The 23,617-nt window shown below is 69.9% G+C and carries 20 protein-coding genes and 1 pseudogene; 5 read left to right on the top strand and 16 right to left on the bottom strand.

Annotated features, from left to right (window positions below; translation table 11 throughout):
- Positions 1–205 precede the first annotated feature (205 nt).
- From ACIRHA_RS36865 to ACIRHA_RS36855, 3 genes are all read right to left on the bottom strand, one after another.
- Entirely contained in the window at positions 206–1,825 is a 1,620-nt protein-coding gene (locus ACIRHA_RS36865) for a beta-N-acetylhexosaminidase (protein ID WP_403855067.1), read from the bottom strand.
- Between the two features lie 159 nt (positions 1,826–1,984).
- Positions 1,985–2,284, bottom strand: coding sequence for a DUF3039 domain-containing protein (locus ACIRHA_RS36860; RefSeq protein WP_326015644.1), 300 nt, complete (start codon positions 2,282–2,284; stop codon positions 1,985–1,987).
- A 42-nt stretch (positions 2,285–2,326) separates the two neighbouring features.
- Positions 2,327–2,896: a YqgE/AlgH family protein gene (locus ACIRHA_RS36855; protein WP_403855065.1), complete on the bottom strand. Its 570-nt coding sequence runs from the start codon at positions 2,894–2,896 to the stop codon at positions 2,327–2,329.
- A 249-nt stretch (positions 2,897–3,145) separates the two neighbouring features.
- Between ACIRHA_RS36855 and murA the strand changes: the two genes are divergently transcribed.
- Complete coding sequence (gene murA, locus ACIRHA_RS36850) at positions 3,146–4,486, top strand: UDP-N-acetylglucosamine 1-carboxyvinyltransferase (RefSeq protein ID WP_403855063.1); 1,341 nt, start codon at positions 3,146–3,148, stop codon at positions 4,484–4,486.
- 169 nt (positions 4,487–4,655) lie between these two features.
- Here murA and ACIRHA_RS36845 read toward each other — a convergent pair whose 3' ends face one another.
- The 12 genes and pseudogenes from ACIRHA_RS36845 to ACIRHA_RS36790 form a co-directional block, all read right to left on the bottom strand.
- Positions 4,656–4,937 carry an HU family DNA-binding protein gene (locus ACIRHA_RS36845; protein ID WP_016645140.1) on the bottom strand — a complete coding sequence of 94 codons (282 nt, stop codon included), beginning with the start codon at positions 4,935–4,937 and terminating at the stop codon, positions 4,656–4,658.
- A gap of 296 nt (positions 4,938–5,233) precedes the next feature.
- Positions 5,234–6,667 (bottom strand): NAD-dependent malic enzyme, encoded by a 1,434-nt coding sequence (locus ACIRHA_RS36840; protein WP_403855061.1) that lies wholly within the window; start codon positions 6,665–6,667, stop codon positions 5,234–5,236.
- Positions 6,668–7,097: 430 nt separating this feature from the next.
- Positions 7,098–9,461, bottom strand: coding sequence for a HelD family protein (locus ACIRHA_RS36835; protein ID WP_403855059.1), 2,364 nt, complete (start codon positions 9,459–9,461; stop codon positions 7,098–7,100).
- 110 nt (positions 9,462–9,571) lie between these two features.
- Positions 9,572–10,384 carry an anti-sigma factor family protein gene (locus ACIRHA_RS36830; RefSeq protein WP_403855057.1) on the bottom strand — a complete coding sequence of 271 codons (813 nt, stop codon included), beginning with the start codon at positions 10,382–10,384 and terminating at the stop codon, positions 9,572–9,574.
- Positions 10,381–10,986, bottom strand: a complete 606-nt coding sequence (locus ACIRHA_RS36825) for a sigma-70 family RNA polymerase sigma factor (protein WP_351338183.1) — start codon at positions 10,984–10,986, stop codon at positions 10,381–10,383. The genes ACIRHA_RS36830 and ACIRHA_RS36825 overlap by 4 nt, the downstream gene beginning before the upstream one ends.
- A gap of 74 nt (positions 10,987–11,060) precedes the next feature.
- Positions 11,061–11,165, bottom strand: a complete 105-nt coding sequence (locus ACIRHA_RS36820) for a CGNR zinc finger domain-containing protein (protein ID WP_403855055.1) — start codon at positions 11,163–11,165, stop codon at positions 11,061–11,063.
- A gap of 99 nt (positions 11,166–11,264) precedes the next feature.
- Entirely contained in the window at positions 11,265–11,873 is a 609-nt protein-coding gene (locus ACIRHA_RS36815) for a CGNR zinc finger domain-containing protein (protein WP_403855053.1), read from the bottom strand.
- 64 nt (positions 11,874–11,937) lie between these two features.
- A complete protein-coding gene (locus ACIRHA_RS36810) occupies positions 11,938–12,480 on the bottom strand; it encodes a GNAT family N-acetyltransferase (protein ID WP_403855051.1) in 543 nt (180 codons plus the stop codon).
- A gap of 117 nt (positions 12,481–12,597) precedes the next feature.
- On the bottom strand, positions 12,598–13,761 hold the full coding sequence (locus tag ACIRHA_RS36805) for a uroporphyrinogen-III synthase (RefSeq protein ID WP_403855049.1): 1,164 nt from the start codon (positions 13,759–13,761) through the stop codon (positions 12,598–12,600).
- Positions 13,762–13,885: 124 nt separating this feature from the next.
- On the bottom strand, positions 13,886–15,256 hold the full coding sequence (locus tag ACIRHA_RS36800) for a nitrate/nitrite transporter (RefSeq protein WP_403855047.1): 1,371 nt from the start codon (positions 15,254–15,256) through the stop codon (positions 13,886–13,888).
- A gap of 140 nt (positions 15,257–15,396) precedes the next feature.
- Positions 15,397–16,137, bottom strand: a complete 741-nt coding sequence (locus ACIRHA_RS36795) for an MHYT domain-containing protein (RefSeq protein ID WP_403855045.1) — start codon at positions 16,135–16,137, stop codon at positions 15,397–15,399.
- Between the two features lie 161 nt (positions 16,138–16,298).
- A pseudogene (locus ACIRHA_RS36790) lies at positions 16,299–16,967 on the bottom strand (acyltransferase); the annotation flags it as partial.
- 462 nt (positions 16,968–17,429) lie between these two features.
- Between ACIRHA_RS36790 and ACIRHA_RS36785 the strand changes: the two are divergent.
- From ACIRHA_RS36785 to ACIRHA_RS36775, 3 genes are all read left to right on the top strand, one after another.
- The gene (locus tag ACIRHA_RS36785; RefSeq protein WP_403855043.1) at positions 17,430–19,802 is read left to right on the top strand and encodes a proprotein convertase P-domain-containing protein; all 2,373 of its coding nucleotides are present in this window, start codon (positions 17,430–17,432) and stop codon (positions 19,800–19,802) included.
- Positions 19,803–20,010: 208 nt separating this feature from the next.
- Positions 20,011–20,754, top strand: coding sequence for a hypothetical protein (locus ACIRHA_RS36780; protein WP_403855041.1), 744 nt, complete (start codon positions 20,011–20,013; stop codon positions 20,752–20,754).
- 82 nt (positions 20,755–20,836) lie between these two features.
- Positions 20,837–21,292, top strand: a complete 456-nt coding sequence (locus ACIRHA_RS36775; protein WP_403855039.1) for a hypothetical protein — start codon at positions 20,837–20,839, stop codon at positions 21,290–21,292.
- 20 nt (positions 21,293–21,312) lie between these two features.
- On the opposite strand, the gene ACIRHA_RS36770 is transcribed toward ACIRHA_RS36775, so the two are convergent.
- Complete coding sequence (locus ACIRHA_RS36770) at positions 21,313–22,290, bottom strand: LysR family transcriptional regulator (protein WP_403855037.1); 978 nt, start codon at positions 22,288–22,290, stop codon at positions 21,313–21,315.
- Between the two features lie 106 nt (positions 22,291–22,396).
- On the opposite strand from ACIRHA_RS36770, the gene ACIRHA_RS36765 reads away from it, so the two are divergent.
- A complete protein-coding gene (locus ACIRHA_RS36765) occupies positions 22,397–23,599 on the top strand; it encodes an MFS transporter (protein WP_403855035.1) in 1,203 nt (400 codons plus the stop codon).
- Positions 23,600–23,617: the final 18 nt, after the last annotated feature.

Here is a 23,617-nt window from a genome sequence, read left to right as displayed (position 1 = left end):
ACGGTACGTGCTGACAGGCCGGACGTGGCAACTCTGGCACATCTTCCGTCCGGCCCGGAGCGGGGGTCCGGTAGGAGGCATTCGCCCCTTCCACCTCACGGATGACCGATATCGCACCAGATCACCTGTGGGAGCGAATTGGCACTCTGCGCCCACGTATGAGGTGAGGTGAGCGGGGACGCGAGGTCCTCGCCGCCGCGCAAGCTCACACGTTCGGGGGTTCCCCTTCGAAGGGACGTCCGAGTACACCCGGGCGCCGCTGCCACGGCAACGGGCCGCCGGGCGGCCGGTAGCCGACGCCCAGGGCGTCAAGTCGCCGGTAGTGCGCGGCCATTCGGCGCTCGAAGTCCGCGAAGTCACGCGCACCGGGTTCGGGCAGCTCGCTCCACGCGACCTCGCTGAAGGCGGAAAGCCGCGGATACACCTGGTAGTCGAGGCGCCGCTCGTCCTCCGTCACCTCGGTCCACACGTTGGCCTGCGTACCGAGGACGTGCCGCGCCTCCTCCTCGCTCAGCTGCGGAGGAACCGGTTCGAAGCGGTAGACGTCCTCCAGGGTGCGTACGTAGCCGATGGGGACCGGTTCCTCGTCGCCGGGGGCCTGGCGGTAGTTCAAGTAGACCTGCTGCTCGGGGCACATGACGACGTCGTGGCCCGCCCTCGCCGCGGTGATGCCGCCTTCGTAGCCGCGCCAGGAGGAGACCGTGGCGCCGGGCGCGAGGCCGCCTTCGAGGATCTCGTCCCAGCCGATGAGGCGCCGTCCACGCGCGCCGAGCCAGGTGTCGAAGTGCCGGATGAACCAGGACTGGAGCTCGTCCTCGTCGGCCAACCCCAGTTCCTTGATGCGGGCCTGGGCCGTGGGCGACTGCTTCCACTGGTCCTTGGGGCACTCGTCGCCCCCTACGTGGATGAAGGTGGATGGGAACAGGTCGAGGAGTTCCTCGAAGACGCCCTCGTAGAAGCGGAGGGTGTTGTCAGTGGGGGCGAGTACGTTCGGATTGACGCCCCAGGTGTCCCAGACGGGGAGGGAAGCCGTGTCGACGACATCGCTGTTGCCGAGTTCCGGATACGCGTGGATGGCCGCCTGCGAGTGGCCCGGCAGGTCGATCTCGGGGACGACCGCGATATGCAGCGCGTCGGCGTAGGCGACGATTTCGCGGATGTCGTCCTGGGTGTAGAAGCCGCCGTGCGGCTTGTCCTCCCACAACTCCGAGGCGCGGTGGCCGAATTTCGTCCGTGACCGCCAGGAGGCGTCCTGCGTCAGCTTCGGGTGGCGCTTGATCTCGACGCGCCAGCCCTGATCGTCGGTGAGGTGGAAGTGCAGGACGTTGAGCTTGTGGGCGGCCATCAGGTCGAGTTGGCGCAGCACCCCGGCCTTCGGCGTGAAGTGCCGGGCGACGTCGAGCATCATGCCGCGCCAGCGGAACCGGGGCGCGTCGTCGACGGTGACGTACGGAACGGACCAGGTGCGTCCGGGGAGCGGGGCCCGGCGGTACGCGTCGGGGCCCAGGAGTTGACGCAGCGTCTGGGCGCCCCAGAAGACGCCTGATGCGGAGCCGCTCTCGATCGTGACGCCCGCGTCCGTCACGCGCAGCCGGTAGCCCTCCGGTTCGAGGGCGAGGGTGGGGTCGACGCGCAGGACGATGACGTCGCCCTCGTCCGCGCCCTTGGGCGGCAGGGCGAGACCGGTCGCCGCGCCGAGTGTCGCGCGCAGCCATCGCGCGGTGCCCTGGGTCCCCTCCCCCGCAGCGATGCCGGTGTGTTCGCCGAGCGCGCGGCGGGCGTCGCCCGCGTGCGCGCAGCGACGGGGTGCGGGGATGAGATCCATGATCGGAGGCTAAGAGGACTGGACCAATTCCCGCAATGGTGCGGCGGACGCGCGAAACCCCGGGCATGCGTCACCGCACGACCGGGGTTCACAGGGACTCACCGGGACTCGCCCGGACCCATCGCGAAAGGACCGGGCCCATCGCGAAAGGAGGGGCGCCTACTTGTCCTTGCCGCCGCCGTCCTTGCCGCCCTTGTCCTTGTCGCCGCCGGCGCCCATGGACTCGTAGATCTCCTTGCACATGGGACACACGGGGTACTTCTTCGGGTCACGGCCCGGCACCCACACCTTGCCGCAGAGCGCGACGACGGGCGTGCCGTCCAGCGCGCTCGCCATGATCTTGTCCTTCTGGACATAGTGGGCGTAGCGCTCGTGATCGCCATCGCCGCTCGACGTCTGCGGCGTCGGCTCTACGAGGGTCCCCGTACCTGTCCCGCGCTCGGGCTCAAGAGTGCTCATAACCGCCAAGGGTACTTAAGCCCGCCCCGTGCCGGAACGAGGTCAGTTGAGCGAGGGATCGTCCGGATACGTGGCCACCATCGCCAGTTCGCCGCGCTGGCGCCGCAGGACCGCCCGCCACAGCCCCTCGGGGCGGGTGGCGGAGACATCACCGGGCTCCGACTCGACGACGTACCAGGCGCCCTCGGTCAGTTCGCCCTCCAGCTGCCCCGGCCCCCAGCCCGAGTAGCCGGCGAAGATCCGCAGGGAGCCGAGCGCCGCCGCGAGCAGCTCCGGCGGGGCCTCCAGGTCGACGAGGCCGATCGCGCCGTGCACCCGGCGCCAGCCGAGGGGCGCCTCCCGCTCGTCGTCCCCGGGGATGACCGCGACACCGAGCGCCGAGTCGAGCGAGACCGGGCCGCCCTGGAACACGACCCCCGGCTCACCGGCCAGATCGGCCCAGCCCTCCAGGATGTCCCCGACGTCCACCGGCGTCGGCCGGTTCAGCACGACGCCCAGCGAGCCCTCCTCGTCGTGGTCGAGGAGCAGCACGACCGCCCGGTCGAAATTCGGGTCCGCGAGGGCGGGTGTGGCCACGAGCAGCCGCCCTGTGAGCGAGGACACCTCGGTCATGCATGACATGATCCCGCATCCGGCCGCTGTAGGGGGAGCCAAGCGCAACAACCGCGTGAACGCAGCTCAGCGCGCGGGGAAGCGGAAGGCCGGCACTTCACAAAACCGTCACGCTTTGTGCTTTCCCCTGCGCGCTTCGTGTTGTAGCGAACTCATGACGCTCCCTGGCACCCACAGGCCTACGAATAAGGGGCGTGCCCCCCTTACCCTTGAGCCTGGCCCAGCCCTTCTCTTCGGAACGCGAGATTCATGACCGTCACCGACGATGTCCTCCTTGTCCACGGCGGAACCCCGCTCGAGGGCGAGATCCGTGTACGCGGCGCGAAGAACCTCGTGCCCAAGGCCATGGTCGCCGCGATCCTCGGCAGCGCGCCGAGTCGGCTGCGCAATGTCCCGGACATCCGCGACGTGCGCGTCGTACGCGGCCTGCTGCAGCTGCACGGCGTGACGGTCGGCCCCGGAGAGGAGCCGGGCGAGCTGGTGATGGACCCCTCGCACGTGGAGTCGGCGAACGTGGCCGACATCGACGCGCACGCGGGCTCCTCCCGCATCCCGATCCTGCTGTGCGGCCCGCTGCTGCACCGCATCGGCCACGCCTTCATCCCGGGTCTCGGCGGCTGCGACATCGGCGGCCGGCCGGTCGACTTCCACTTCGAGGTGCTCCGCCAGTTCGGCGCGACCATCGAGAAGCGCGCGGACGGCCAGTACCTGGAGGCCCCGCAGCGCCTGCGCGGCACGAAGATCCGCCTCCCCTACCCCTCCGTGGGCGCCACCGAGCAGGTCCTGCTCACGGCCGTCCTCGCCGAGGGCGTCACGGAGCTCTCGAACGCGGCCGTGGAGCCGGAGATCGAGGACCTGATCTGCGTCCTGCAGAAAATGGGCGCGATCATCGCGATGGACACCGACCGCACCATCCGCGTCACCGGCGTCGACAAGCTCGGCGGCTACACGCACCGCGCCCTCTCGGACCGCCTGGAGGCGGCCTCCTGGGCGTCGGCGGCGCTCGCCACGCACGGCGACGTCTACGTCCGCGGCGCCCAGCAGCGCTCGATGATGACGTTCCTGAACACGTACCGGAAGGTCGGCGGCGCCTTCGAGATCGACGACGAGGGCATCCGCTTCTGGCACCCCGGCGGCCAGCTGAAGTCGATCGCGCTGGAGACGGACGTCCACCCCGGCTTCCAGACGGACTGGCAGCAGCCGCTCGTCGTGGCCCTGACGCAGGCCACGGGCCTCTCGATCGTCCACGAGACGGTCTACGAGTCGCGCCTGGGCTTCACGTCCGCCCTGAACCAGATGGGCGCGCACATCCAGCTCTACCGCGAGTGCCTCGGCGGTTCCAACTGCCGCTTCGGGCAGCGCAACTTCCTGCACTCCGCGGTCGTGTCGGGCCCGACGAAGCTGGAGGGCGCCGACCTGGTCATCCCCGACCTCCGCGGTGGCTTCTCGTACCTGATCGCGGCGCTGGCGGCCCAGGGAACGTCCCGTGTCCACGGGATCGACCTGATCAACCGCGGCTACGAGAACTTCATGGAGAAGCTCGTCGAACTCGGCGCGAAGGTCGAACTCCCGGGCAAGGCCCTCGGCTAGCCGTTCCCGCTCGCACCACCGCATCGGGCCTCCCCGGAACCTTCCGGGGAGGCCCGATGTGCTGTTTTTTAGGGGCGCGGGGCTGTGTCCATATGCGGCTCCGCGCCCCTAAAAGCAAAAAGGAGCGGCCCCCCGGAAGAATCCGGGGGGCCGCTCCTACGCCGAGGACCTACTTGCCCTTGGCGGCTTCCTTGAGCTTGGAGCCCGCCGAAACCTTGACGCTGTAGCCGGCCGGGATGTTGATCGGCTCGCCGGTCTGCGGGTTACGGGCGGTGCGAGCGGCACGGTGGGTGCGCTCGAAGGTCAGGAAGCCGGGGATGGTGACCTTCTCGTCGCCCTTGGCAACGATCTCGCCGACGGTCTCGGCGAACGCGGCCAGCACGGCGTCGGCGTCCTTGCGAGTCACCTCGGCGCGGTCGGCCAGCGCGGCCACCAGCTCACTGCGGTTCATGTTTGTACTCCCGTGTTCTTCTTGCCGTTGAGGCGTGCCACGCGACCAGGCCGCGTGTTGGGCAACAGCAAAGTTGATGCTGCCAGGGTCTCGGTCAGGCCCAGGACCCGGGTCCGTCTTCCAGACCCTTGCGCCTGAAGAGGCATCCTGCCCCTACCCACGGCGGTAAAGCCAATCCGGCACCCCTTGGGGTCACACGGAAAGCGCCACCGCGCCGGTGAGAGGCGGGCCCGGGGGCCTGTTTCCCGGCCAGCCTATGGGGCCCGCGGGCCCCGTAAACCGCGACGCGCCGGTAATCAGGCGGTCGTGGCTCCCGTCACAGCCACTCCGGCGGCCTTCGCGGCGTCCCGGACGGCTCCGGCGACCGCTCCGGCCACCTTGTCGTTGAAGACGCTCGGAATGATGTAGTTCGGGTTGAGCTCGTCCTCGGTGACCACGTCGGCCAAGGCCGTCGCGGCCGCCAGCATCATTTCCGTGTTGACCGTGCGCGACTGGGCGTCGAGCAGGCCGCGGAAGACACCGGGGAAGACCAGCACGTTGTTGATCTGGTTCGGGAAGTCGGAGCGGCCCGTGGCCACGACCGCCGCCGTCTGACGGGCGATCGCCGGGTCGACCTCCGGGTCCGGGTTCGCGAGCGCGAACACGATGGCGCCTTCGGCCATCGCGGCCACGTCCTCGCCGTTCAGCACGTTCGGGGCCGAGACGCCGATGAACACGTCCGCGTCGACGACCGCTTCCTTCAGCGTGCCGGTCAGGCCCTCGGGGTTGGTGTTGTCGGCGATCCAGCGCAGCGGCGAGTCGCTGTCGGCGTCCTTCAGGTCCTCGCGGCCCGCGTGCACGACACCGTGGATGTCGGCCACGACCGCGTTCTTGACGCCCGCCGCGAGCAGCAGCTTCAGGATGGCCGTACCGGCGGCGCCGGCGCCCGACATGACGACGCGGATGTCGCCCATGTCCTTGCCCGCCACGCGCAGCGCGTTGGTCAGCGCGGCGAGCACGACGATCGCGGTGCCGTGCTGGTCGTCGTGGAAGACGGGGATGTCGAGGGCCTCGCGAAGCCGGGCCTCGATCTCGAAGCAGCGGGGCGCCGAGATGTCCTCGAGGTTGATGCCCGCGAAGCCGGGGGCGATCGCCTTGACGATCTCGACGATGGCGTCGGTGTCCTGGGTGTCCAGGCAGATCGGCCAGGCGTCGATGTCGGCGAAGCGCTTGAAGAGGGCCGCCTTGCCCTCCATGACCGGCATGGCGGCCATCGGGCCGATGTTGCCGAGGCCGAGCACCGCGGAGCCGTCGGTGACGACCGCGACGGTGTTGCGCTTGATGGTCAGGCGCCGGGCGTCCTCGGGGTTCTCGGCGATCGCCATGCAAACGCGGGCCACACCCGGCGTGTAGACCATCGAGAGGTCGTCACGGTTGCGGATGGGGTGCTTGGACTGCATCTCGATCTTGCCGCCGAGGTGCATCAGGAACGTACGGTCGGAGACCTTCCCGAGCGTCACGCCCTCGATCTTGCGGAGCTCTTCGACGATCTCGTCCGCGTGGGACGTCGACGTGGCCGCGATCGTGACGTCGATCCGGAGCTTCTCGTGACCGGAAGCGGTGACGTCGAGGCCGGTCACCGAGCCGCCGGAGGACTCAACGGCGGTGGTCAGCTGCGAGACGGCGTTACCGCCCGCGGGGACCTCCAACCGGACCGTCATCGAGTAGGAGACGCTGGGCGCCGTTGCCATGGCCGACTTCCTCTGCTTTCACTCAGTTCGCCACGTGGTGTCCGCCCCGGCCGCACCGGTTGACCCGCTTGTCCGGCTGGGGGTCCGGGGGTTACCCCCCGGGAGAAGGCAGCACCGTGTAGCTGTTGCCGTCCGATGGTCCCACCTACCGGTGAGTACGTGGTAGTCGCATCGGGTTTTGAAGCTAACGTTCATTCATCTTTTGGAAAGTAGTTTCCACCATACGAGAAGTCGGGGGAAACGGGAAGAGGGAACAGAACGAGGCCCACGTCACGGAAATGACGTGGGCCTCGCCTCACATTCATGACACCGACCCGCCATGCTCGCCTCGCGGCAAGTGGTCCCTCTAAGGGACGATGGTTGGGCCCGGGGGCTTGGATCGAGCCGGTGCCGTCATCAACGGTAACACCGGAGACAGCAGGGGCAAGGGTCAGTCGCGGAGCAGGTCCGGCACCCCGTTCGCGTCCGGTTCGTCGCGTTCGCCGGAGACCACCGTGAGCTGCTGCGTGGCGCGGGTCAGGGCGACGTACAGGACGCGCAGGCCCGCCGGGGACTCGTCGGCGATATCGGCCGGGGAGACCACGATCGTGGCGTCGTACTCCAGGCCCTTGGCCTCCAGGGAGCCGAGCGCCACGACGCGCTCGCCGAGCCCGGACAGCCAGCGGGCCGCCTCGTCCCGCCGGTTCATCGCCACGACGACGCCGACGGTGCCGTCGACCTGCTCCAGGAGTCGGGCGGCCTCTTCGCGAACCGTGTCGCCGAGCTTGGCGCGTACGGCTACGAAGCGCGGCTCCACGCCCGTCGAGCGGACCGCCGAAGGGGACTCGGAGCCGGGCATCGCGAGCGCCAGGACCTTCGCGGCCAGCTCGGCGATCTCGGACGGGTTGCGATAGTTCACGGTCAGCGTGAAGCGGCGGCGGGGCCGGGAGCCGAGGGCCTCGTCGCGGGCGGCGCCCGCCTCCTCCGGGTCGGACCAGGAGGACTGGGCGGGGTCGCCGACGATCGTCCACGTCGCGTGCCGGCCGCGGCGGCCGACCATCCGCCACTGCATCGGCGTGAGGTCCTGCGCCTCGTCGACGATGACGTGCGCGTACTCGGTGCGTTCCTGGGCGAGGCGCTCGGCGCGCTCGCGCTGGGACTCCTCGCGCTGCGGCATCAGCTCCTCGAGGCCGGTGAGCTGGTCGAGCGGGTCGTACTCGCGCTTCTTCTTCGGGCGGGCCGGGGCGCCGAGGACTGCGGTCAGCTCGTCGAGGAGGGCGACGTCGTGGACCGAGAGGGCGTCGCGCCTCAGCGATCTGGCGAGCCTGCGGATCTCGCCGGGGTTGAGGATCCGGCGGGCCCAGCGGCCCAGGCGCCGCTCGTCGGACATGGCGGACAGGACCGAGCGGGGCGTCAGCTCCGGCCACCACGCGTCGAGGAACTGGATGAACTCGTCCTCACTGCTCACGTCCTCGTCGAAGGAGGAGCGCAGTTCGGCCGCGAGTTCGGGGTCGGAGTGCCGGCTGCCGGCGCCCGACCGGTCCCAGAGCGCGTCGAGGAGGAGCTTGCGGGCGCGCGGGCGCAGGTGGTTGACGGGGGCGGTGCCGCCGAGGGCGGACTGCCGGATCCGGTCGAGACGGTCCGCGTCCAGCTCCAGGCGGCGGCCGAAGGCGACGACGCGCAGGCGCGTCGGGGTCTGCGCGGGACCGGCCTCGGGTTCGTCGTCGTCGCCGAACGCGAGCTGTTCCTGGACGGCGGGCCGCTGCGGGCGCCCCGACTCCAGGGCGCCGCGCGCCGCCTTCCGCAGCAGCCGCGGCATCCGCGACGAGCCCTTGATCCGGGCCACCGCCGGGGAGTCGTAGACCGTGGCCTCCGCCCCGTCGACCAGCGAGCCGACCGCGCGGATCGCGACCTGGCCCTCCTCGCCGAGCGAGGGCAGCACGCCCTCGGTGTAGGCGACCAGGAGCGGCGTCGGCGAGACGATCAGGATGCCGCCCGAATACCGGCGGCGGTCCTGGTACAGGAGGTACGCGGCGCGGTGCAGCGCCACCGCCGTCTTGCCGGTGCCCGGACCGCCCTCGACGTAGGTCACGGACGCGGCGGGGGCCCGGATGACCTGGTCCTGTTCGGCCTGGATGGAGGCGACGATGTCGCGCATCGAGTGGCTGCGGGCCTGGCCGAGCGCGGCCATCAGCGCGCCGTCGCCGATGGCGGGCAGCCGCTCGCCGTCCAGGTACGCGGTCAGCTCCGGACGCATCAGGTCGTCTTCCACGCCGAGCACCTTGCGGCCCTTGGAGCGGATGACGCGGCGGCGCACCACGCGGCCCGGGTCGACCGGCGTGGAGCGGTAGAAGGGCGCGGCGGCCGGGGCGCGCCAGTCGATGACGAGCGGCGAGTAGTCCGCGTCGAGCACGCCGATGCGGCCGATGTGCAGCGTCTCGGCGATGTCGGCCGTGTTGTCCTCGCGGACGGCGCCGTCGGCGGGTTCGAGCGCCGTGTACGCGCCGTCCGGGCCCTTCTTGCCGTCCTTGCCCTGAAGCAGGTCGATGCGGCCGAAGAGGAAGTCCTCGAACTCGTTGTTGAGACGGTTGAGGTGGATGCCCGCGCGGAAGACCTGCGCGTCGCGCTCGGCCAGCGCGCCGGGCGTGCCGACCTGGCCTCGCTTGGTGGCGTCCTCCATCAGGAACTCGGCCTCGTGGATCTTCTCTTCGAGGCGTCGGTAGACGGCGTCGAGATGATTCTGTTCGACGCCGAGCTCACGGTCGCGCACCGAGTCCGCGTTCGCGTCCTCCGCTGCGTCCGTATCCGATTTCACCGCTGAATCGTGCGGAGCCTGAGCGGCCACCGGGCCCCCTTCTGACGTGCTGGGCAGCCGTCAAAGGTACGCGAAAGGGGCCCCGTAGGGCTACGTGCGCGCCCGCGCGGTCAGGCGTTCACCTCCACGAGCCGTTTTCCGTCGAGCGTCTCGACCTCGAAGTGGTCGATCTGGCCCCGGTCGAAGGCCGCGCCCCCGTGCACGTACAGGGGGGCCTTCGCGTCCGTGTTCGTACTGTTGTCGATGCCATAGCCCCATTTGGGGACGGCCCAGGTAGTGACGGTCTCGCGCTCGCCGTTCTTGCCGACCGCGACGAGGGAGCACTTCAGCGGGCCCTTGACGTTCTTCAGTTCCAGGACGGTGTGGGTGCCCCAGGCCTTCTTCTCCATGCCGATCGTCGCGGTGACGTTCGTCGTGGCGTCGGTGGCCTTCACCTTGTCGGGCATGTGGTTGAAGAAGGCGTCCTTGGCGGGACTGGTGGGGTGCGCCTGCGCGACGTTGCCGCCGTCGCCGTCCGTCACGGCCAGCACCGTCAGCGGGCCGCCGATGATCAGTGCCGCGGCGGCCGCGACCAGGAAGAGGCCGCGCTTGCGCTTGTGCCTGCGGCGGCGCCCCAGTTCGTCGGCGAGGGACTCCGCGAGGTGGGGGCTCGGGCGGGCCGCGAGGGAGTCGCCGATTCCCGGGGTCGGCTCGCGCGGGGCGCCGCGCTCGGCCGGCAGGTCGGCGAGGGCGGCGAGCATCGGCTCCATGCCCGCGAACTCCTCCAGGTTCCGCGCGCACTGCTCGCACGTCGCCAGGTGCGCCTCGAACGCGCTCGCCTCGATGTCGTCGAGGATGCCCAGCGCGTAGGCGCCGACGGTCTCGTGCACGTCGCCCGCCGGCTCGTGCCCGAAGGGTCCGTACGTTCCGTGCCCCGTCGTCATGCCGTCACCCCCCGCTCCTCCAACGCCAGCTTCATCGAACGCAGCGCGTAGAAGACCCGCGAGCGCACCGTGCCGCTGGGGATGCCGAGTGTCTCGGCAGCCTCGCTGACCGTACGTCCTTTGAAGTACGTCTCCACGAGTACTTCCCGGTGGGCCGGGGTCAAGTCCTCCAGGGCGTCGGAAAGGGTCATCAGCCACAGCGCCTTGTCGATCTCGTCCTCCGCGGGGATGACCTCCAGCGGCGACGGATCGACCTCCTGCGGCCGGGCCTGCCGACTGCGGTGGCCGTCGATGACGATGCGCCGTGCGACCGTCACCAGCCAGGGGCGTACCGAACCGGTCGCTCGGTTGAGCTGGCCGGCGTTCTTCCAGGCACGGATGAGCGTCTCCTGTACGACATCCTCCGCGCGCTGCCGGTCGCCCGCCACCAAGCGGAGCACATAGGCCAGAAGCGGCCGTGCGTGCTCGGCGTAGAGCGCGCGCATCAGCTCCTCGTCCGGCTCGGGGGGCCGGGGAGCGCGATGTCGGGCCCGGGGCGGGCGTTCATCGGCCACGGCGGAATCCTTGCGCACGCCTACCTCCGGTGTCCCCTGTTCGGCCATGTCTCTCGGCTGGGCTCACGGGAGGGATACGCAGACGAACTCACGGATGTTCAACGGGACTTGCGGAACACACCTCAAGCCCTCGCCAGCGCCGCCGCCCTACGCCGGTGCCGGGCCACCCGCTCACGGTTGCCGCACACCTCGCTGGAGCACCAACGGCGCCTGCGGCCACGGGACATGTCCAGGCTGCATCCCCCGGGGAGTAACCCCCGGACCCCCAGCCGCAAAAGCCACCACACCGGGCCCCGGGCAGCCACGACAGACCGCGCTCCCAGCACTCAAGCCCTCGCCAGCGCCGCCGCCCTACGCCGGTGCCGGGCCACCCGCTCGCGGTTGCCGCACACCTCGCTGGAGCACCAACGGCGCCTGCGGCCACGGGACATGTCCAAGTAGATGATGGGGCAGGTGTCGCCCTCGCACTGGCGCAGGGCGCCGCGTACGGCCGGGTCGGTGAGGAGGTCGACGGCGTCGCGTGCGACGGCCGCGAGCAGGGCCGGGCAGCCGGGTTCGATGTGCAGGGAGCGGACGAGGGTGCCGTCGGCGGCGCGTACGGCGCGGGGTGCGGGCGGGGCCGCGCGGGCGAGCAGGTTGACCCGTTCCAGGGCGGCGGAGGACGGGCGGCCGGAGAGTTCCCCGCGCACCAATTGGCCTACGTGACCGCGCAGTTCACGGAAGGCGGCGAGCCAGGCGGGCGAGCGGTCCGCCAGTGCGACGGCGGCCGGGACGAGCCCCGCCCCGACCAGCCAGGCGCGCAGCAGGTCGGGGCTCGTGAGGCGTTCGTCGGGGTGCGCGGTCGCGAGGAGGTCCAGGCAGAGACGCCCGGAGTCGAAGCGCAACTCGTAGGGGGCGGGGGCAGGCGGGTGGGGCCCTGTGGGTACTGCTGCCATGCCCTCTACAGTGCCCGCCCGCGGGCGCGGCCGGAACCCCTGCTGCCGGAACGGGGTTGACGGGTCAGGAGCGCCCGTACGCCGGTGGGTTGTCGTGCAGGATCCGCTGGAAGAGGACGTGGTCGCGCCAATCTCCGTTGATGTGGAGGAACTTGGGCGCGAGCCCGATCCGGACGAAGCCGCACTTGGCGAGCACGCGCTGGGACGCCTCGTTGTCCGTGAGCGTGCCCGCCTCGACGCGGTGCAGGCCCAGTTCGTCGCGGGCGGCGCGGCAGATCTCCTCGACGGCGGCGGGGACCAGGCCGCGGCCCCGGTAGTCGGCGTCGACCCAGTACCCGAGGTTGGCGCTGCACAGGGGGCCGAGGTGGATGCCACTGAGCGCCGCACGGCCGACCACGCGCCCACCGGCGGCCCGGTCGAACAGCAGCCACGTCGCCCCGCCGGGCTCTGCGATCCGCTCGGCCTGCCCCCGCGCCGTGTAGTACTCCTCGGAGCGGTACGGCTCCCAGGTCTTCATGAACTCCCGGTTGCGGACGACGGCATCGGCGAGCGCGGGGGCGTCCTGGGGGACGGCGCGGCGAAGTTCTATGTCGGAACTGATCAGCATCGTCGTACGGTAACCACTTCCAGCCCCTGCGGCGATTGAGCAGGCGGCTTCCCGGGCCGAACCCCGGGGCTCCGCCCCGGACCCCGCTGCTCACCCGCCGCAGGGGCTTAAATGGGGTCACGCGTCCGCGTACTTCGCGTCCGCCGCCGGATCCAACGCCAGCCGATACCCCCGCTTGACCACGGTCTGAATCAGCTTCGGCGCCCCCAGGGACGACCTGAGCCGCGCCATCGCCGTCTCCACCGCATGCTCGTCACGCCCCGCCCCCGGCAACGCCCGCAGCAGGTCCGCGCGGGACACCACCCACCCGGGGCGCCGCGCCAGCGTCCGCAGCAGCGACATGCCCGCGGGCGGCACCGGGCGCAGCTCGTCGTCCACCACCACGGCCTGCCCGCGGATCTGCATCTGGTGGCCCGCGATCGGCAACGTACGCGCGCGTGCGGGCAGTTCCTTGCACAGCAGCTGCACCAGGGGCCCGAGTCGGAAGCGCTCCGGCTGCACCGTGTCCACTCCGTGCGCCTGCAGCGGCACCGCCGTGACCGGTCCTACGCACACCGCGAGCACGTCGTGGTGGAGGGCCGCGAGCAGCTCCGGCATGAGGCCCCGCTCCTCCGCCCGGCGCAGCAGCGCCGTCGCGGCGGGGGCCGAGGTGAACGTCAGCGCGTCCACGCCGCGCGACACCGTGGCGTCGAGGAGGCGGTCGACCGGGCCGATGTCCTGCGGCGGGAGCCAGCGGTAGACGGGGACGCCGACCACTTCGGCGCCCGCCTCGCGCAGCGCCTCGACGAAGCCGGGGAGCGGCTCGCCGTGCAGCTGCACGGCGACGCGCCGCCCCTGGACTCCCTCGTCGAGCAGCCGCTCCAGGACCTCGGCCATGGACTCGGACGAGGGCGACCACTCCTCCGTAAGACCCGCGGCGCGCACCGCGCCCTTCACCTTCGGGCCGCGCGCGAGGAGCTCGACGCCGCGCAGGCGCCCGATCAGGTCCTCGCCCAGGCCCCAGCCGTCGGCGGCCTCGACCCAGCCGCGGAATCCGATGGCGGTGGTGGCGATCACCACGTCCGGCGCGTGGTCGATCAACTCCTTGGTGGCGACGAGGAGTTCACTGTCGTCCGCGAGCGGCACGATCCGCAGGGCGGGCGCGTGCAGCACCGAGGCGCCGCGCCGCTGGAGCAGCGCGCCCAGTTCGTCGGCGCGGCGCGCCGCGGTCACGCCCACGGTGAAGCCCTCGAGCGGCCCGTGGGCCTGCTCCGGCCTCGTGGCCTGCTGTTCCTCGTCCATGCTGGTTCTCGCCCCGCTCGACGTATGTGCGTGCACCGGGTCCACCGATGCGTCGTCCGAGCCTGTCAACGCTCCGTGTCGGACCCGGATCAACGTTATTGCGTCCGTGTTACGGGGGCCAATGTCACACCTCGGCGTAGCTGAGCTGCGGCTTCGCCTCCGCCGTGGAGCCGGCGACGGTGCGCGAGGCCGAGCGGCGAAGGTATACGGCCCAGGTCACCGCGAAGCACACGGCGTAGAAGGCGAGGAAGGCGACGAAGGCGCCGGTGCCGGTGCCCGCCGTCTGGAAGGACTGCCGGAACGCCAGGTTGATGCCGAGCCCGCCGAGCGCGCCGACGGCGCCGATCAGCCCCATGGAGGCGCCGGAGAGCCGCCGCCCGTACGCGGCCGCTTCCTCGCCCGTGAGCCCCTTGGCCAGCGCCTTCGTCTGGAAGATGCCGGGGATCATCTTGTACGTCGACCCGTTGCCGAGCCCGCTCAGGACGAACAGGGCGATGAACGCGACGGTGAACAGGGTGAGCGACTTCTCGACCGAGGCCAGGGTCACGACGGCCGTGGCGAGGGCCATGCCGACGAAGTTCCACAGCGTGATGCGCGCGCCGCCGTACGTGTCGGCGAGCTTGCCGCCGACGGGCCGGATGAGCGAGCCGAGCAGCGGGCCGATGAAGGTGACGCCGGCCGCCTGGAGCGGCGTACGGCCGAACTGGGTCTGCAGGACGAGGCCGAAGGCGAAGGAGTAGCCGATGAAGGAGCCGAACGTGCCCACGTAGAGGAACGACATGATCCAGGTGTGGGGGTCGCGCGCCGAGTCCTTCGCGGCGCCGGTGTCGTTCTTCACGGTCGCCAGGTTGTCCATGAACAGCGCGGAGCAGACGGTCGCGACGACGATCAGCGGGATGTAGATCCCGAGCAGCACGCGCGGGCCGCCGCTCGCGCCGATCACGGCGAGCGCGACGAGCTGGATGACGGGGACGCCGATGTTGCCGCCGCCCGCGTTCAGGCCGAGCGCCCACCCCTTCTTACGAAGGGGGAAGAACGAGTTGATGTTCGTCATGGAGGAGGCGAAGTTGCCGCCGCCGACGCCGGTGAGCGCCGCGCACCACATGAAGGTGGTGTACGAGGTGCCCGGCTCCATGACCGCGAACGCGGCGACGGACGGCACGAGCAGCATGCTCGCCGAGATGATCGTCCAGTTGCGGCCGCCGAAGACCGCGACGGCGAACGTGTAGGGCACGCGCGCGAAGGCCCCCACCAGCGTCGCCATCGACACGAGGAAGAACTTCCCCGCCGGGTCGATCCCGTACTCGGGCCCCATGAACAGGACCATCACCGACCACAGGGTCCAGATGGAGAACCCGATGTGCTCGGAGAGGATGGAGAAGACGAGGTTGCGCCGGGCGACCTTGGCACCCGTCTCCTCCCAGAACACTTCGTCCTCGGGATCCCACCGCTCGATCCAGTTCCGGCTCCGGGTCTGTTCCTTGGGGCCAGGCATCTCACGCCTCCAGGTCACGGTTCGCAGCTGATGTGACCGAAGGTAGGGAGGCCTGATTTCCGGTTTGTGGCGTGGAGTGACCGGCGGGGAACTTTGCTCTCACCTGACCGGTGGGCAGTTGGTGAGGCTCGGGCGGAGCTTCATGAGCGCGCCGCCGGGCCCTCCAGCGTCTGCGGGTCGAAGAGCAGTACGGCGCCGGCGAAGAACAGCGTGAGGAACGGGCCGATGAGGTACGGGACCAGGACCGTGAACACCGCGGAGCCCGTGCCGCCGGCCGGCGCCATCAGCTCGACGGTGAGCGCCTCCATGCCCAGGTAGTGCATGGCGCAGACGGCTACGCCCATGAGCAGACTGGCGCCGAGGCTGATGAGGATCCCGCGTACGTTCATGATCAGCCACAGGGCGGCGGTGGCCGCCACCACGGCCACGGCCACCGAGGCGGTCACGATGGGCGCGCTGTAGTGCAGGGTCCCGGAGAACTCCATGGCGGCCATGCCCAGGTAGTGCATGGCCGCGACGCCGAGCCCCATGAAGAGGCCCGCGCCGAGCAGGACCGGCGTGCGCTGCCCGCCGTAACCGGCGGCGAAGACGCCCACGCCGACCACGAGCACCGCGACGGCGAGGCTGAGGAAGGTGAGCCGCGCGTCGTAGTCGATGTGCGCGCCGTGCACCTGAAAGCCCATCATCGCGATGAAGTGCATGGACCAGATGCCGACGCCCAGCGAAAGCGCGCTGTACGCCAGCCACTTGGGCCGCCCCGAGTCGAGGTGCCGCGCCCGCACCGTGCAGCGCAGCCCGATCCCGCCTCCCAGGCTGGCCACTAAGAACGCTGCCACCGGGGTCACCGCCCCATAGCCGAAACCGTCAACCGTCGCCTGCACGCCACACCTTCGCCCCGGTCGCCCCACCGACGCTCATCCGTCGCGAGCACCGCCGGACAACGGTATCGAGCCCGTCCGCCACTTGAACGCCAAATCTCCACATCGCCATCACATCGTGACCCGATGGCCCGCCAGGAGACGGCTCGTCAGGAGACAGTCCGTCAGGAGTGCCGAGCCTTCTTCCGGCCCTTGCGCGACCCGTCCGGCCACAGGCGTGGCCCGCGCTTCGCCGCCAGGTCCTCGACCCACCCGGTGGAGACGATCGCGAGGCCGATGAGCGGCCAGACGAGGACGAAGGCCCAGAGCATGTACGTCGAGTCCAGCGCGGAGCTCAACCGGTCGTCCATGAAGGGCAGTTGGTAGAGCAGGTCGATCAGCGGGAACGTCGCCATGATGAGCAGGTTGTGCCACAGATAGATCGTGACGGCCCGGTTGTTGGCCAGCGTCACCAGACGGTCCCAGCGCGCGAGCCGGCCGGGCAACTGCTGCCAGGACGGCGCGTACTGGAGCAGGATGACGACGAACCCGAGGGACCAGGCCGCCTGGGCGAGGGGGATCTCGTTGAGGTCCCAGCCCTCCTCGGAGAGGTGGCCCGAGGCCCACCACAGGCCGAAGCCCATGAGCAGCGCCGCGCAGGACACGGCGGCGTAGCGCGGCACCTTCTGCAGCACGCCCTCCTGGTGCGCGAAGCCGAGGACCCAGCAACTGCCGTACACGGCGAAGTCGGTGACGGCTTCGCCGGTACGGCCGGGGATCTCCACCAGGCCCGTGCCGATCACGGCCGTGAGGGCGAGCGGGGCGCACAGCGTCGCCATCGACACGAGGAAGAACTTCTCCGCAGGGTCGATCCCGTACTCGGGGCTCATGGACGGGTCCATCACCGACCACAGGGTCCAGATAGAGAACCCGACGTGCCAGGCATCTCCCCCCCCCCCCCACACATCACGGTTCGCGACTGACGTTCCCGGAGACAGGGAGGCGAGATTTTCGGTTCGTGACCGGAAGCGACCACTGGGAAACTCCGCTCTCACCCGAGCCGGAGGGCGGCGGTGAAGGCCGGGCCTACAGGAACAGTGTGTTCCGAATATGAGGCTTGCGCACAGGATCACCGAACGTCATCATTGGTCCGCTGAAGCGCCCGAATCCCGGCGGCACGCGTTCTTTCTCATTCCTCCCGTTTCTTTACGGGCGCCTCGAGAACGGCAATGCCGCCGGTTGATCTGCCGTGGAACTTCCTTTCCCCACCCGTGCGCGGGCCGGCCGAGCCATGCCCGCTTTCTATCGAGAGCGATATGAAGAGACCGATATGGACGACGGTCGTCATCGCGATGACGACCGCGGCTCTCGGCGCGCTGCCGGCCCAGGCCCATGCGACAGCGCCGGAAGACACCACGACCGCGGCGAGCGGCCCGGTCGCCCCGTCGCTGTACGCAGCGACCTCCGGCGGCGACAAGGTCCGCGTCAACGTCATCACCGAGAATCGCGCCGAGCTGAGCGGTGTGGCGAAGTCCGGTGAGACGGTGCAGTCCTTCACGCATCTGCCGATGGTGACCCTCAAAGTCGACCGTGCCGGCCTGGACGCGCTGACCGTGAAGGCGGGCGTCGTCAGTGTCACGGAGGACAAGCCCGTCCCGCCATCCCTGGACCAGAGCGTGCCCCTGATCGGCGGCGACGCGGCGATCAAGGCGGGCTTCACCGGCAAGGGCAGCGCGATCGCTGTCCTGGACACCGGCGTCGCGACTCACCACCCGTTCCTGAAGGGCCGGGTCACGGCCGAGGCGTGTTTCTCCCCCACCGACCCCGACTACGGGTCCACAAGCCTGTGCCCCAACGGCGCCGAGGAGCAGGTGGGCGTCGGCGCGGCCGATTCCGAAAGCGGACCGTGCGCGAGCCTCACCAGCTGCGACCACGGAACGCATGTCGCGGGCATCGCGGCGGGCGACGGGACGGGCGTCGCGGGCGCCCCCGCTTCCGGTGTCGCCCCCGGCGCCAGCCTCGTCGCCGTCCAGGTGTTCAGCAGGTTCGACAACGACGCATACTGCGGATCCGGCGCGTCCCCGTGCGTGCTCAGCTTCACCAGCGCGCAGGTGGCGGGCCTGGAGAAAGTCTGGGCCCTCAAGCAGGCCGGAACCCCGATCGTCGCGGCGAACCTCAGCCTCGGCGGCGGCTCGCACACCGCCTCCTGCGACACGGACGCGCGCAAGCCGGTCATCGACAGCCTGTTGGGAGCCGGGGTCGCCACGGTCGCCGCTGCCGGGAACAACGGCCTCGAAGGCGTCAGCTCCCCCGCCTGCGTCGCCTCGGCCATCGCAGTGGGCTCCATCACCGACGAGGACGAGCTGTCCGACTTCACCAACCGCGGGCCGATGCTCGACCTCCTCGCCCCCGGCACCGACATCGTCTCCTCCGTCCCGGGTGGTGGCTACGCCTCGAAGGACGGCACCTCCATGGCAGCCCCGCACGTAGCTGGCGCCCTCGCCGTGCTCCGACAGGCGTACCCCACCAAGAGCCTCGACTCTCTCGAATCCCTGCTCAAGGCCACCGGAAAACCCATCGCCTACGAAGAGGCCACCACCGCCCGCGTCGACGTGCGCGCCGCGATCGCCGATGCCGTGCGGGTCCCCGCTGACAAGCCCCGCCCCACCAAGATCATCAACGACACTGACCATGCCGTTCCGGACACGGGGACGGTCCAGTCGCCGATCACAGTGACCTCGACGCCTGGCAACGCCCCGAAGGCGCTGCAGGTGTCCGTGAACGTCACGCACGACTGGCTCGGCGAGGTGAAGATCGACCTCGTCGCCCCCAACGGCAACACCTACGCCCTCAAAGCCACCAACGGCACCGACCCCGGCGGCACCCTCAACAAGACCTACACCGTCGACGCCGCCGCATCCCCAGCCAACGGAACCTGGAAACTCCAAGTCCAGGACAAATCCACCGGCGGCACCGGAACCCTGAACAGCTGGTCCATGACCTTCCCCTCGCCCTTCGTGAAGAGTGGCGCCGCCGCCGTTCCCGACGCGGGAACGCTGAGCTCCGCGATCGCCGTGGACGGAATGAGCGGCAACGCGTCCGGAACACTGCAGGTGTCCGTGAACGTCACGCACGACTGGCTCGGCGAGGTGAAGATCGACCTCGTCGCCCCCAACGGCAACACCTACGCCCTCAAAGCCACCAACGGCACCGACCCCGGCGGCACCCTCAACAAGACCTACACCGTCGACGCCGCCGCATCCCCAGCCAACGGAACCTGGAAACTCCAAGTCCAGGACAAATCCACCGGCGGCACCGGAACCCTGAACAGCTGGTCCATGACCTTCCCCTCGCTCCACAACCAGACTACTTACGCCGTGCCCGACGCTGGTTCCGTCCAGTCGCCGATCACCGTGACCGGCGTCTCGGGCAATGCCTCGAAGGCGCTGCGGGTGTCCGTGGACGCGACGCACGACTGGCTCGGCGAGGTACGGCTTGTCCTGGCCGCCCCGAACGGCAACACCTACGTCCTCAAGCCAACGAACGGCACCGACCCCGGCGGCACCCTCAACAAGACCTACACCGTCGACGCCGCCGCATCCCCAGCCAACGGAACCTGGAAACTCCAAGTCGAGGACACGTCCACCGGCGGCACCGGAACCCTGGACGGTTGGGCTCTCACTTTCTGATGCCTTCCGGTATTTCCATGAATAATCCCGACCGACGGACCGTTGGCCGGGATTATTTGCGGCTGGGCGACGGAGATAAGCATTCCGCCTCAGAAGTAGCTCAAATAAACCAGATTCCCGTCCGGAGCGGAAACACCCATGGTTCACTTCTCCTGTGACGCGGATTCGATGGAGATACCGCGGCGAAAAAAGAAAACAGGGGGATCACATGTCCGTACGTACCAGATTCGTCGCCGGCGCCGCCGGAATCATTCTGCTGGGCTCGGCCGCCCCGGCACTCGCCGACGACCTGCCGAGCGGCACCTCGGACACCCAGGTGGTGGACGGCTCGGTGGTCGCCGACGGAGCGGCGGTCGAGCCCGGTTCCGTGACCGACACACCGCCCTCGGTCGACGGCGCGCTGGAAGGGACCGACGTCGCCGACGAGTTCATGGAAGAGGACGCCGAGATCCCCGGCGAGGTGGAGACGGACGGTGCCCCGGACCCGGTTTTCACCGGCTCTGACGACCTTTCCTCGCCCACCGGTCAGTACTGCGGGTCCCCGTTCAACTTCGTACACATCAGCAAGAACAAGAAGAACACGATGTCCGTGAAGTACCGCACCTTCGTCACCAACAACACGTCCTCGTCAAAGGACTTCAAGTTCACGTCCAAGAAGTCCGGCAGCACCACCCTGGGCGCCTCGGTCACCATCGGCACCGAGTTCAAGGCCATGTGGCTGGCCAAGGTCAGGGCGGACATCACGGCATCGGCCCAGCGCTCCTGGACATCTGAACTGGGCGTCGAGGTCGGCGGCAAGGTGAAGGCACACTCGACGGTGAACGGAAAGTACGGGATCAAGAAAGAGAAGGTGTACGGCTACACCGCCACTGCCTACAGCAACTGCACCGTCGGGAACAAGCGGTACATGACTGTCTGGGCTCCGTACAAGGAGGGCTGGGTCCTCAGCTGAGTGGCAGCCTCAGTTAAAAGGCACTGATCGTGCGCCCTGGATCGTTCATCGAATCCAGGGCGCCCCTCTTCAAGGAGGCCTCATGCGAAAACGCATCGTCGTCATTTCGCTGCTCGCTCTCTTTCTCCCCGCGTGCTCTGCTGCCGACAAGCCGGACCACGGCACGAACACCGGCGCCCGGTCCTCCGCAACGTCCTCCGCTTCCGCGACACCCTCCGTCACTTCATCTCCGCTGGATCTCAAGCTGCCGAAGAAGGCCGTGTATCTCCTACCGGTCACGTCGGGTACGAAGAGTTCGGCCCTGAAGCCCTTCACGGCGGAGGGAGGCGTCTACACGGTGCACGTGACGTGCACGGGTCAAGACGAGATCGCGATCAAGTACCGGGGAAATCCCGAGAAGACGAAGATCACCTGCGGCGGCCCGGTGACCGTCGGCCGCGTCTACGCGGACAAGGAGAAGCAATACCTTTCCATTCGCTCACCAGGCCATGACGTCCGCTGGTCCATCGCGGTACTCACAGGCGCGCACAAGCTGTGAGCATCGGGCGGGCCGTCACATCAGGCACGACCCGCCATGACACGCTCGTCCGGCTCGGGCAGCCACGCGTGTTCGGGGCGCTCCAGCCACCGGCTCTCCCGCGCCATCGTCTCTGCAGCGGACCGCAGCGCCTCGATCCCCGGATGCCTACGCCCCTTTCGCCACACGAGTGACACGGGCGACAGCGGCACCGGATCGACGAGCGGTCGCAGCACCGACCCCGGCATGGCCGGAAAATCCACGCCCGTGAGGACCGGATTCCGATACTTCGTCATGATCCGGCGGAACTCCTCCTTGCCGACGGCGAGCGGCGCGGGCGGCGCGACCTGGATGCCCTGGCCCTCGAACAACAGCCGGGCGAGATCGGTCCATTCGGGCGTGCGGGGGTTTCCGGCGCCCGCGTAGACCGTCTCACCGGCGAGCCGGCCCAGGGGCACGGCGTCGAGCGCCACCAGCGGATGGTCCTCGGGCAGCATGATCGCCATCGGCTCGTAGCGCACGGGCTGCTGGGAGAGCCGGGCGCGCACGGCGGGGTCGAGTCCGCCGAACCGGCCGAAGGACACGTCGAGGCGCCCCGCGAGGAGTTCGGCGGCGGCCCAGGTCAGACCGCTCTCGTAGCGGGCCATCAGCTCGTGGCCCGGGGCGAGTTCGCGGGCCCGCGCGAGCACCCGCTCGTGCACGAGACCCGGGCTGTTGACGTCGACGAGCAGCGGCCGGTCGGCGGCAGCGGGCCCGGTGAACGCCGCGAGCAGTTCGTCCTGCGCCGCGATCACGCGCCGCGCGTGCGGCAGCAGCCGGGCCCCGTCCGTGGTGAGCGTCACCTGCCGGGTGGTGCGGCCGAAGAGGCCGACGCCCAACTCCCGTTCCAGGCGCCGGATGTCGCGGCTGAGCGCCTGCTGGGCGACGTACAGCCGGGCGGCGGCGCGGGTGAAGTGCAGCTCGTCGGCGACGGCGAGGAAGGCGCGCAGCAGGCGGGGTTCGACGTTCGCTGGGGGCATCGGGCGAACTTACAACGCAGGCGCGTGAAAATTAACAACACAGGGGCGTGAATTGGCGCCGAGTAGGTGTTGGACCGCGCACGTGACCTGCGGCGACTCTCTTCGCATGCCCACAGCCACCTCTGTCGCCGCCTACACCCGCCTCTTCACCATCCCCGGCGCCCGCGCCTTCACCCTCGGCAACCTCATCGCCCGCTTCCCGCAAGGGATGTTCAGCATCAGCGCGGTGATGCTGATCTCCGGCGTCCGCGGCTCGTACGGGCTCGCCGGGGCGGTCACCGCGTCGGCCCTGGTCGCGAGCGCGTTCATCGGGCCGTGGCTCGCGCGCATGGTGGACCGGTACGGACAGGCCAGGATCGCCGTGCCCGCGACACTGGTGGCGGCGACCGGCGCACTCGCACTCCTGGTGTGCGTACGGCTCGACGTCCCCGACTGGGTGCTCTTCGCGGCGTATCTGCCGACGTCGGCGCAGCCCAACACGGGCGGCATGTCACGGGCCCGCTGGTCGCACCTGCTCGACGGCGATCCGGGAGCGCTGCACACCGCGAACTCCTTCGAGCAGGCGGCGGACGAGCTCTGCTACATGCTCGGCCCGGTGGTCGCCGCGTTCCTGTGCAGCGCGCTGTTCCCGGAGGCGGGCGCGCTCGTCGGCACGATCCTGATGGTCACGGGCATCCTGGTGTTCACCGCTCAACGCGCGACGGAACCGCCCGCCCACGTGCCTACGAAGGCGACGAAAACGCCACTACGCGCGCGTGGCATGCCGTCCCTCCTTGTCGTCTTCCTCGCGACGGGCGCGATCTTCGGCTCCCTCGAAGTCGTCACGGTGGCCTTCGCCGACGAGCTGGGCCACAAGGCGTGGGCGGGCGGCATCCTGGCGTTGCAGGCGGCGGGTTCGTGCGCGGCGGGCCTGGTCTTCGGCGCCGTGAAGCCGACCGGTCCTGCGGCCCGCCGCCACCCGGTATGCGTCGCGGCGATGGCGGCGCTGATGACGCTGCCCCTGCTCGCGGCGGCGCTCACGGGCTCGCTGTACGTCCTCGGGGGCGCGCTCCTGATCGCCGGCATGGCGACGGCCCCGACGATGGTGACGGGCATGACGCTCGTCCAACAGCGCACCCCCGACGGCCAGTTGAACGAGGGCATGACGCTCGCGGTGACGGCCATCCTCGGCGGCATCGCGTGCGGCTCGGCGACGGGCGGCGCCGCGGTGGAGCACTGGGGCCCCACCGCGGCGTACACGGTGCCGGTCACGGCGGCGGCGTGCGCGCTGCTGCTCGCGCTGTACGGCTACGTACGCGTCGGCCGTTGACGGATCTGTCGTCAGCCG

The organism is Streptomyces sp. NPDC102360, from assembly GCF_044766085.1.
In the GTDB taxonomy this organism is placed as follows: domain Bacteria; phylum Actinomycetota; class Actinomycetes; order Streptomycetales; family Streptomycetaceae; genus Streptomyces.
The sequence above is the reverse complement of the archived record's forward strand: the minus strand, read 5'-3'. Positions and strand labels throughout refer to the sequence as shown.

Bases quoted from the DNA above. Each gene is read 5' to 3' on its own strand.
- ACIRHA_RS36860 (WP_326015644.1), bottom strand. From the start codon at position 2,284: ATGAGCACTCTTGAGCCCGAGCGCGGGACAGGTACGGGGACCCTCGTA.
- ACIRHA_RS36855 (WP_403855065.1), bottom strand. From the start codon at position 2,896: ATGACCGAGGTGTCCTCGCTCACAGGGCGGCTGCTCGTGGCCACACCC.
- ACIRHA_RS36840 (WP_403855061.1), bottom strand. From the start codon at position 6,667: ATGGCAACGGCGCCCAGCGTCTCCTACTCGATGACGGTCCGGTTGGAG.
- ACIRHA_RS36865 (WP_403855067.1), bottom strand. From the start codon at position 1,825: ATGGATCTCATCCCCGCACCCCGTCGCTGCGCGCACGCGGGCGACGCC.
- ACIRHA_RS36825 (WP_351338183.1), bottom strand. From the start codon at position 10,986: ATGGCCGAACAGGGGACACCGGAGGTAGGCGTGCGCAAGGATTCCGCC.
- ACIRHA_RS36820 (WP_403855055.1), bottom strand. From the start codon at position 11,165: ATGTCCCGTGGCCGCAGGCGCCGTTGGTGCTCCAGCGAGGTGTGCGGC.
- ACIRHA_RS36775 (WP_403855039.1), top strand. From the start codon at position 20,837: ATGCGAAAACGCATCGTCGTCATTTCGCTGCTCGCTCTCTTTCTCCCC.
- ACIRHA_RS36770 (WP_403855037.1), bottom strand. From the start codon at position 22,290: ATGCCCCCAGCGAACGTCGAACCCCGCCTGCTGCGCGCCTTCCTCGCC.
- ACIRHA_RS36765 (WP_403855035.1), top strand. From the start codon at position 22,397: ATGCCCACAGCCACCTCTGTCGCCGCCTACACCCGCCTCTTCACCATC.
- ACIRHA_RS36810 (WP_403855051.1), bottom strand. From the start codon at position 12,480: ATGCTGATCAGTTCCGACATAGAACTTCGCCGCGCCGTCCCCCAGGAC.
- ACIRHA_RS36830 (WP_403855057.1), bottom strand. From the start codon at position 10,384: ATGACGACGGGGCACGGAACGTACGGACCCTTCGGGCACGAGCCGGCG.
- murA (WP_403855063.1), top strand. From the start codon at position 3,146: ATGACCGTCACCGACGATGTCCTCCTTGTCCACGGCGGAACCCCGCTC.
- ACIRHA_RS36845 (WP_016645140.1), bottom strand. From the start codon at position 4,937: ATGAACCGCAGTGAGCTGGTGGCCGCGCTGGCCGACCGCGCCGAGGTG.
- ACIRHA_RS36785 (WP_403855043.1), top strand. From the start codon at position 17,430: ATGAAGAGACCGATATGGACGACGGTCGTCATCGCGATGACGACCGCG.
- ACIRHA_RS36800 (WP_403855047.1), bottom strand. From the start codon at position 15,256: ATGCCTGGCCCCAAGGAACAGACCCGGAGCCGGAACTGGATCGAGCGG.
- ACIRHA_RS36805 (WP_403855049.1), bottom strand. From the start codon at position 13,761: ATGGACGAGGAACAGCAGGCCACGAGGCCGGAGCAGGCCCACGGGCCG.
- ACIRHA_RS36780 (WP_403855041.1), top strand. From the start codon at position 20,011: ATGTCCGTACGTACCAGATTCGTCGCCGGCGCCGCCGGAATCATTCTG.
- ACIRHA_RS36815 (WP_403855053.1), bottom strand. From the start codon at position 11,873: ATGGCAGCAGTACCCACAGGGCCCCACCCGCCTGCCCCCGCCCCCTAC.